The 8,032-nt window shown below is 69.5% G+C and carries 7 protein-coding genes; 1 reads left to right on the top strand and 6 read right to left on the bottom strand.

Features of this window, described 5'->3' with window-relative positions; all coding sequences use genetic code 11:
• Nucleotides 1–117 precede the first annotated feature (117 nt).
• Nucleotides 118–933, bottom strand: coding sequence for a hypothetical protein (locus RMO04_RS05740; protein WP_309643830.1), 816 nt, complete (start codon nucleotides 931–933; stop codon nucleotides 118–120).
• 176 nt (nucleotides 934–1,109) lie between these two features.
• On the opposite strand from RMO04_RS05740, the gene RMO04_RS05735 reads away from it, so the two are divergent.
• The gene (locus RMO04_RS05735) at nucleotides 1,110–2,519 is read left to right on the top strand and encodes a M20/M25/M40 family metallo-hydrolase (protein ID WP_309643829.1); all 1,410 of its coding nucleotides are present in this window, start codon (nucleotides 1,110–1,112) and stop codon (nucleotides 2,517–2,519) included.
• Here the strand turns inward: RMO04_RS05735 and RMO04_RS05730 are convergent.
• The 5 genes from RMO04_RS05730 to RMO04_RS05710 form a co-directional block, all read right to left on the bottom strand.
• On the bottom strand, nucleotides 2,516–3,775 hold the full coding sequence (locus RMO04_RS05730) for an amino acid permease (RefSeq protein WP_309643828.1): 1,260 nt from the start codon (nucleotides 3,773–3,775) through the stop codon (nucleotides 2,516–2,518). The two genes, RMO04_RS05735 and RMO04_RS05730, sit on opposite strands and share 4 nt — an antisense overlap.
• Complete coding sequence (locus tag RMO04_RS05725; RefSeq protein WP_309643827.1) at nucleotides 3,772–5,382, bottom strand: NAD(P)/FAD-dependent oxidoreductase; 1,611 nt, start codon at nucleotides 5,380–5,382, stop codon at nucleotides 3,772–3,774. The genes RMO04_RS05730 and RMO04_RS05725 overlap by 4 nt, the downstream gene beginning before the upstream one ends.
• A gap of 1 nt (nucleotide 5,383) precedes the next feature.
• The gene (locus RMO04_RS05720) at nucleotides 5,384–6,511 is read right to left on the bottom strand and encodes an aromatic ring-hydroxylating dioxygenase subunit alpha (RefSeq protein ID WP_309643826.1); all 1,128 of its coding nucleotides are present in this window, start codon (nucleotides 6,509–6,511) and stop codon (nucleotides 5,384–5,386) included.
• Nucleotides 6,512–6,571: 60 nt separating this feature from the next.
• Entirely contained in the window at nucleotides 6,572–7,186 is a 615-nt protein-coding gene (locus RMO04_RS05715) for a TetR family transcriptional regulator C-terminal domain-containing protein (protein ID WP_309643831.1), read from the bottom strand.
• On the bottom strand, nucleotides 7,183–8,032 hold an 850-nt coding region (locus tag RMO04_RS05710), incomplete at its 5' end, for a TonB-dependent receptor (protein ID WP_309643825.1). The genes RMO04_RS05710 and RMO04_RS05715, both read right to left, overlap by 4 nt.

The following is an 8,032-nucleotide window of genomic DNA, read 5'->3' as shown; positions in this document are numbered from 1 at the left end:
GCGGCAGGGCGCCCGAATTTCGGTCGCGTCCCTTCGCTGGCGGGGAGATGGGAGTCGATCCCGTCCAAGTCAAGGCGCGCGGGGTGACTCGTGAGCCACCCCCTTGCAGAACAAGCTCTACCGGTCGTTCGGCCCGCGGGTCGTCATGGGCGTCTCAGGGTCGGGCGGCGGCGCCAGGACGACGGGCGCCGCCGGCGGTGCGGCGATCGGCGCCAAGAGCGTCGGAATTTCAAGCGGCGCGGTGGGAATGGCGGCCGGCTGAGGTGGAGCCACCGGCGGAGACGCGACGGTGCGCCGCACCAATGGGCGCGACGCGGACGCCGGAATGGTGGTCGGGGCCGGGATCGCTCCGCTCGCAGGCGGCGCTGCGACGACAGCCTGCCGCTGCTCCTGAACGACCACCGGCGCTGAGGTCGCTGGAGGCGGCGCGCGCACAGCCGCTTGACCGCCCTGGCGCGCGGCGAGCAGCACCACGGCGCCGACGGCGGCCAGGGCCGCAGCCCCCATCCCCAGGATCAACGGCGCCCGATTGGGTGCGAGTCGGGCCGCGCGACGCGGCGACGGCGGGAAGACTGGCCCGGGCGCCGCCGGCGCGGCGTTCTCCTTCGGCGCGACCTCGCGCGGCGCGGCCTCGGACGGCTCGGCGACGGGCGGCTGGGCGACGGGCGGAGGGACGATCGCCGGCCTCGTCGGCGGCGGGGCGACCGACAGGGCCGGACTGGTCAGCACACGGGAGCGTTGGCCCCCTGCCCGGGGGATGGGCGCCACATAGGCCAGTCGCGGCGCTGCGACCGGTGGCGCGGGCGCGGACTGACCCGTGGGGAGCGGTCCGATGCGGAACACCGGCCGCGGCTGCCCGCCCCAGGGGCTGTTGGATGGAAATGGGCCCGTCGCGGGCGGAGCGTTCGGGGGGTCGTCCTGCGGCGGCGTCATGGAACTCTCCACGACCGTCAACGGTCGCGCATTGGCGGTTGGGGTCGGCCCCCGCCGAGGCGCGCAATCTCGACGCAGACTTGGTCGGTTCTGTGGCCTCGCGTCGTGGACAGTCGCCGGCGACGGCCCCAGACTTGTCCGGCCCGAGCCGGGCGCGTCGGATGTGGGGAACGGGCATGAACCGCCATCGGAGCCTGATCTCGGGACTGTTCGCCGCCCTCCTATTCGGCGGCGCCGCGCAGGCACAGACATCGCCGCCGGCGAATTTGGCGCTGGCGCGCGAGATCCTGAGCGAGCTGATCGCCATCAACACGGTGCACGACCATGGCACCCTTCCCGCGGCCGAGGCGATCCGGACGCGGCTGCTGGCGGCGGGGTTCGCGCCCGCCGATGTGACCCTGCTGACCATCCCAGGGCATCCGACCCAGGGTCAGGTCATCGCGCGCCTGCGCGCCAAGGCGACGAAGGCCAAGCCGGTGCTCTGGATCAGCCATCTGGACGTGGTCGAGGCCAAGCGCGAGGACTGGACGCTCGAGCCCTTCGCGCTGACGGAGAAGGACGGCTGGCTGTACGGCCGCGGGGTGCAGGACATGAAGGGCGAGATCGCGGCCCTGCTGGCCGCCCTGATCCGCCTGAAGCAGGACGGCTTCGTCCCCGACCGGGACATGATCTTCGCATTCACCAGCGACGAGGAAAGCGGCGACGCCAATGGCGTGGATTGGCTGTTGAAGACGCAGCGGCCGCTGGTGGACGCCGGCCTTGTCCTGAACAGCGACGGCGGGGGCGGATCGCTGCGCGGCGGCCAGCGCCTGTCCTATGGGGTCCAGACCAGCGAGAAGATCTACGTCACCTTCCAGTTGGAAACGACCAACAAGGGCGGACACTCATCGGTCCCAGAACCCGAGAACGCGATCTACCGCCTCGCGCGCGGGCTGACGCGGATCGAGGCCCTTGTCTTTCCCGTCGTCACCACGCCGACCACTCGTGGCTTCTTCGCCGAAAGCGCGAAACGCGAGAGCGGGCAGACGGCGGCCGACATGCTGGCGGTCTCGCGTGAACCGCCCGATTTGGCCGCCGCGGCGCGGCTGAGCGCGGCGCCCGCCCGAAATGCACGGCTGCGGACCACCTGCGTCGCCACCGGCCTTTCGGGGGGACATGCGGAGAACGCCCTGCCCCAACGCGCGCGGGCGGTTATCCAGTGCCGGATGATCCCAACCGACAGCGAGGCGGCGGTGCGCGCCAGGCTTGTCGAGGCTCTGGCCGATCCGGACATCGCGGTCAGCGTCACCTCCCCCGCCGCGCCGGCGCGGGATTCGCCCTATGACGCGGCCCTCATGACCCGGCTGACAAAGGTGGTTCAGGACATGTGGCCAGGTGTTTCCGTGGCGCCCCACATGGACCTGGGCGCCACAGACAGCCTGTTCACCCGCGCGGCGGGCATTCCGAGCTATGCGGTGGGGGCGATCTGGAGCGATGCGGACGACAACAGGGCCCATGGCCGGGATGAGCGGATCTCGACGACGGCCTTCGCCGAGGCGGTGGAGTTCGACTTTCGGCTGATCAAAAGCGTGGCGACGTCGCGCTAGAGCGAGGCGAGGATCATCCACACGCAGAAGGCCGCCGCCGCCACGCCGATTGCTCGCACCGCCCATCGGCGGCCGGGGCGCTCGATCGCCGAGGCGAAGCGGGCCAGCGCTAGGGCGCAGAGGATGTAGACCGCCAGGATCATCAGGACCGAGGCGTTGATCAGGGCGTTGAACTGGGTGGTCAGGGTTGGCGAAAGCGTCGCCAGGGCGGCCAGCGACATCAGGAGGCCGACCAGGAGAATGTCGCGGACCGGGGTGTTGCGCACGCCGCGGCTGGAGAGTGCTCTGGGCAGATAGCCGCTCGCCGCGCCCGTGCGGCCGGCCTCGGCGGCGACCAGCACCCAGCCGCCCAGGGTGCCCAGGGTCTTGGCGAGCGCGCAGGCGGCGACCACGGCGCCGGCGACCGGTCCGGCGGCCATGGCGACCATGTCTGCGAAGGGCGCGGTGGAGGCCGCTAGCCGCCCGGCCGGGATCACCCCCATCACCGCGGCGGTGGCGGCGGTATAGACGACGGCGGCCAGCGCCACGCCGCTCAGCGCGGCGATGGGCAGGTTGCGCCGGGGATCGTCGACGGCGGCGGCGGCGACGCTGGCGCTCTCCAGACCCATGAAGGCCCAGAAGATCATCACCAGCGACCCCGGAACCACCTGGCTGAGCGGTTGGCCGCTGACGTTCCAAGACCCCCAGAAGATCGCGGGATCGAAGTTGAGGACGCCCAGGGCTATGGCGGCCAGGATCGGCACGAGGCCGACAATCAGGGTCGAGCCGGCCAGCCAGGCGACCGCGCGCGGCCCCCAGAGATTGGCCGCCACCATCGCCCAGATGATCGCCAAGGTGGTCGCCAGCGACGCGACCGGTCCGATCAGGCCGGGCAGGAACACCGCCAGATAGCCCACGGCGGCGATGGCGATGGCGACATTGCCCACCCAGGCGCCCAACCAGTAGGCGCCCCAGGACAGGAAACCGAACACGGGATGCAGGGCGTCGGCCGGATAGCGGACCAGGCCGTTCACGTCCGGCCGCATGATTCCCAACAGGGCGAAGACCAGGGCCAGGATCAGCCCGCCCACCGAGGCCACGGCCCAGCCGATGATGCTGGCGCTGCCGATCGCCGCCAAGGACGCGGGCAACAGGAAGACGCCCGAGCCGATCATGTTTCCCGCCACCAGGAAGGTCGCGGCGACAGGCCCCAGGCCGCGAGTGAAGCCTGGGCCGGAGGGAGCGTCCGCCGCCGCGCCGTCCGGCATGTGGCTCATGCGGTCTTCAGCCGACCGCGGCGGGCGTCCTTGACGATCTCGCGGGCGGCGTTGTGGCCGGGCGCTCCGGTGACGCCGCCGCCGGGGTGAGTGCCCGCGCCACACTGGTAGAGGCCGGCGATAGGGGTGCGATAGTCACCGGCGCCCAGCACGGGACGCGCGGAAAACATCTGATCCAGGCTGAGATTGCCGTGCATGATGTCGCCCCCGCTCAGGCCGAAGGTGCGCTCAAGATCGAGCGGCGACAAGACCTGTCGGCCCACTACCGAGGCGGCGAAGCCAGGGGCCTGGGCCTCGACGGTAGCGATCATCAGATCAGCCACCTCCTCGCGATGGTCGTCCCAGGATCGGCCTCCCGAGAGCACCGGAGAGACGTGCTGGCAGAACAGGCTGGCCACATGCTGTCCGGTCGGCGCCAGGCTGTCGTCCAGGGTGGAGGGGATCAGCATCTCGACGATGGGCGCCTTGGACCAGCCGTGGGCCCGGGCGTCGGCGTAGGCCTGTTCCATATAGGCCAGGCTGGGCGCGAGGATGATGCCGGCCGTCAGGTGGTCGCCGGTTCCCGGCAGGCAGGTGAAGTCGGGCAGCTTGGACAGCGCCACGTTCATGCGGAAGGTGCCGGAGCCGCTACGATAGCGGTCGATACGCTCGGCGAAGTCGGCGGGTTGATAGGAGCGGTCCACCAGCTTGCCGAACAGCAGCTTGGGATTGAGGTTGGAGACTACGGCGCGGCCGCGGATCGTCTCGCCCTTCTCGGTCACCACGCCGACCGCCCTGCCCTTTTCGACCAGGATCTCGGCGATGGGGACACCGGTGCGGATCTCCACGCCGCGCTCGCGGCAGCAGGCGGCCATGGCCTGGGTGATGGCGCCCATGCCGCCGATGGCGTGGCCCCAGGCGCCCTTCTTGCCGTTCACCTCGCCGAACACGTGGTGAAGCAGGACGTAGGCCGAGCCCGGCGTATAGGGGCTGGCGTAGTTCCCGACGACTCCGTCAAAGCCGTAGACCGCCTTGATCGGATCGCTCTCGAACCAGCCGTCCAGCCAGTCGCCCGCCGATTGGGCGAACAGGGCCAGCAGGTCGCGCTTGGCGGTCATGTCCAGGTGACCGAGCTTGCGGCCCAGGCTGGCGCTCTTCAGCAGTTCGGGAATGGCCTGCGCCAGACCACCCTCCACCAGATTGGGCGGGGTCTGCAGGACCAGGTCGCGCAGGACGTCGGCTATGGCTTCCAAGCGGTCGCCATAGGCGTCTAGCCGGTCGGCGTCGCGTTGGGAGAACTTGGCGACCTCGGACTTGGTCCGGCCCTCGCCTGTGGCCAGGTAGCCGCCGGGCACGGGCAGGAAGTTCGACACCTTGCGCTCGACGATCTTCAGGCCGTGGCGATGAAGCTCCAGGTCGGCGATGACCTTCGGATTGAGCAGGGAGACGGTGTAGCTGGCCACGGAGTTACGGAAGCCGGGGTGGAATTCCTCGGTCACCGCGGCGCCGCCGACCACGTCGCGGCGTTCCAGCACGGTGACCTTGAGCCCGGCCGCGGCGAGATAGGCCGCGCAGACCAGGCCGTTGTGACCGCCGCCGACGATCAGGATGTCGCGTTCGCTCGCCATGTCAGGCCGCCTTGGCAGGAGGATGCGGCAGGGCCGCCTCGGGAATCTCGGCCTTCAGCCTGCGGGCGAAGCTGGCCAGACAGACCTCGTCGGGCGACAGCGGGCCGCTGACATAGGACGAGGAGCCCATGCCGTCCTGGACCCGTTGGATCAGCACGGTGTCCTCGGCGTTGACCTGGCGGTTGATACGCCAATTGAGGTAGCGGGCGACCTTGGCCTCGCGGCGTGTGTCAGGCCGGGCGTACGAGATCTCGCGGATCAGGGTCTCCTGCGGTGAGACCGGGATGAACTGCATGAAGTCGACCTGATCCGGATAGACGTCGAATGCGAGGTTGGGCCAGAGCTTGTAGTAGCTCCAGCGGCGGCTTTGGCCGGCCGGCAGATGGTCGAAATTGGGCAGGAGGGCCTGGTAGCCGCGCTCGACCCAGTTGGACGACGGGGTCTCGCTGATATCGCCCCAGAGCTTGTCGACCCAGGGCTGGGCTTCCATGGCGTAGCTGGGACCGAACAGGCGCGTCAGGCCCGGATGGGCCACCGGGATGTGCATGCCGTCGGCATAGTTGTCGGCGACGTTCTTCCAGTTGACGGAGCGCGGCCGCAGGGTGACCCGGCCCTGGGGGACCAGGGTCTCGAACCCATGCGCCGCCAGTTCGTTCAGATAGGGCGCCATCATCTCGGCGACGCTGGGCAGGCCCGGCGCGAAGCGGACGAAAACGAAGCCCAGGAAGACCTCCTGCTCCACCGGCGCAAGGCCGTGCTGGCTGAGATCGAGGTCGCCGAACCCCTGCCAGGGCGGCGTGCGCAGCAACCGCCCGTCCAGGCCGTAGCTCCAGGCGTGATAGGGACAGACGAGCCGATGGCCGCAGTTGCCGTGCGAGCCGTCGGCCAGTCGCGCGGCGCGGTGCCTGCAGGCGTTGTGGAAGCTGCGCACCTGGCCGTCGTCGCCACGCAGGACCAGAACCTGCTCACCGAGGAAATCCAGGGTCTGGTAATCGCCGGCGTTCGGCACGTCGTTGAGGTGGCAGACCACCTGCCAGGCGCTGCGGAAGACGCTTCCGCGCTCGCGCTCAAAGAAGCCGGGATCGCTGTAGATCCAGGACGGGAGGCTGTGCTCGACCTCGGACTTCATGGCGGCGATCCCATATCGAGGTTGTTATACATTCGTATAACAAGACAATCGACGCAAGAGCTAGACCGGGTTTCCGCCCTCAAGGAAGCGGGCGGTCCAATCGGCGGCGAAGCCGATGGCCTCGTCGGGGGTGAAGGTGGCCGGGTCCAGACAGAGTTCGAGCCAGAGCCCATCCAGCATGGCGGAGAGGCCGAGCGCACCGGCACGCACGTCGACGCCCCTGCCCCGGGCCCTGGCCGCGGCGGCCAGCAACGTCTCGATCCGCCCGCGATAGGCCTCGAAGTTCTCGGCGTGCAGGCGCGCGGCGTCGGGGTCGCTGCGGATCAGGCCCCAGAAGCCCAGCCAGGCCGACAGCAGATCGCGGTCGACGATGGTGGGCGAGAAGCTGGCCGCGATGAAGGCCGCCAGCCGGCGGTCGGGATCCTCGCCGACCTCAGCCATGGCTGTGTCGATATGATCGTCCACCCGCTGGACCACATGACGATAGGCCTCGACCAGCAGGGCGCCGAAGCTTCCGAAATGGTGCCGCACGAGACCCGGCGAGACGCCGGCGCGGACGGCGACGTCGCGCACCGACACCGCGCCGAGGCCCCGGGCGGCGAGGCTCGCGAGCGTCGCCTCGATCAGCGCCTGGCGGCGGTTCGGGGCGAGCTCGCGAGAGAACCGTCCGCTCAGAACGACTGTCCGAAGCGCAGGCCGATGGTCCTGGGCCGGATCCGGCTTACATAGACCGTACTACAGACCGACGAGGCGCATTGAACCGACCGGTCGATCTGGCCGTCCTCATCGAGCAGGTTCTTCACATAGGCCTCGACACGCCAGGAGCCCTTGTCCAACCCGGCCGTCAGATCGACCGTCGAATAGGAGGGGACCTTTCCGATCACCGCCCTGTCGGCGATGGTCAGGTCCGGGAAGTTCGAGCCGTTATAGACCAAGGCTCCCTGGACGTGGGCGTCCATTTCGCCGACCGGCCACTCGTAGCGGGCCGTGAGGTTGCCCTTGAACTTGGGCGTGACCGGCAGGGAGGTTCCCTTCAAGGCGTCCGGCGGGGCGCTGGGGTCGGGGACATAGTCCTCGTCCAGCTCCGCCTTCGTGTAGGCGCCCGAGGCGGTGAGGGTCAGGCCTTCCGCCGCCAGCCAGTTGATGTCGGACTCGACGCCGCGCATCTTCGCCTTGCCGGCGTTGCGGATCTCGGTCAGGCCGTTCGCGCCCAGGAACGAGAACTGGAAATCGTCCCACTTCTCGGAATAGGCCGCCCCGTTCCATCTCAAGGCACCGCCCAGCCAGGTGGTCTTCCAGCCGATCTCCATGTTCTTGAGGAAGTCGGACTTGTAGGGCGGCAGCGTGCCGCGCCGGTTGATGCCGCCGGGTCGGAAGCCGGTCGAGTAGGTGACGTAGACCATTCGATCGTCGTCGAACTTGTACTGGGCGTTCAGTCGGTAGGTCTCGCCGGTCTCTTTCACGGACTTGTCGACATTGGTGCAGGGGCCGCCCTCCACGATGGCCGCCGCGAAACAGGCG

It is taken from the genome of Phenylobacterium sp. (assembly GCF_031412415.1).
Lineage (GTDB): Bacteria > Pseudomonadota > Alphaproteobacteria > Caulobacterales > Caulobacteraceae > Phenylobacterium.
Note: the sequence above shows the minus strand (reverse complement) of the source record. Positions and strands in the feature narration are given on the sequence as shown.

Excerpts from the sequence above, each read along its gene's own strand:
- RMO04_RS05735 (WP_309643829.1), top strand. The coding sequence starts at position 1,110 with ATGAACCGCCATCGGAGCCTGATCTCGGGACTGTTCGCCGCCCTCCTA.
- RMO04_RS05730 (WP_309643828.1), bottom strand. The coding sequence starts at position 3,775 with ATGAGCCACATGCCGGACGGCGCGGCGGCGGACGCTCCCTCCGGCCCA.
- RMO04_RS05720 (WP_309643826.1), bottom strand. The coding sequence starts at position 6,511 with ATGAAGTCCGAGGTCGAGCACAGCCTCCCGTCCTGGATCTACAGCGAT.
- RMO04_RS05740 (WP_309643830.1), bottom strand. The coding sequence starts at position 933 with ATGACGCCGCCGCAGGACGACCCCCCGAACGCTCCGCCCGCGACGGGC.
- RMO04_RS05725 (WP_309643827.1), bottom strand. The coding sequence starts at position 5,382 with ATGGCGAGCGAACGCGACATCCTGATCGTCGGCGGCGGTCACAACGGC.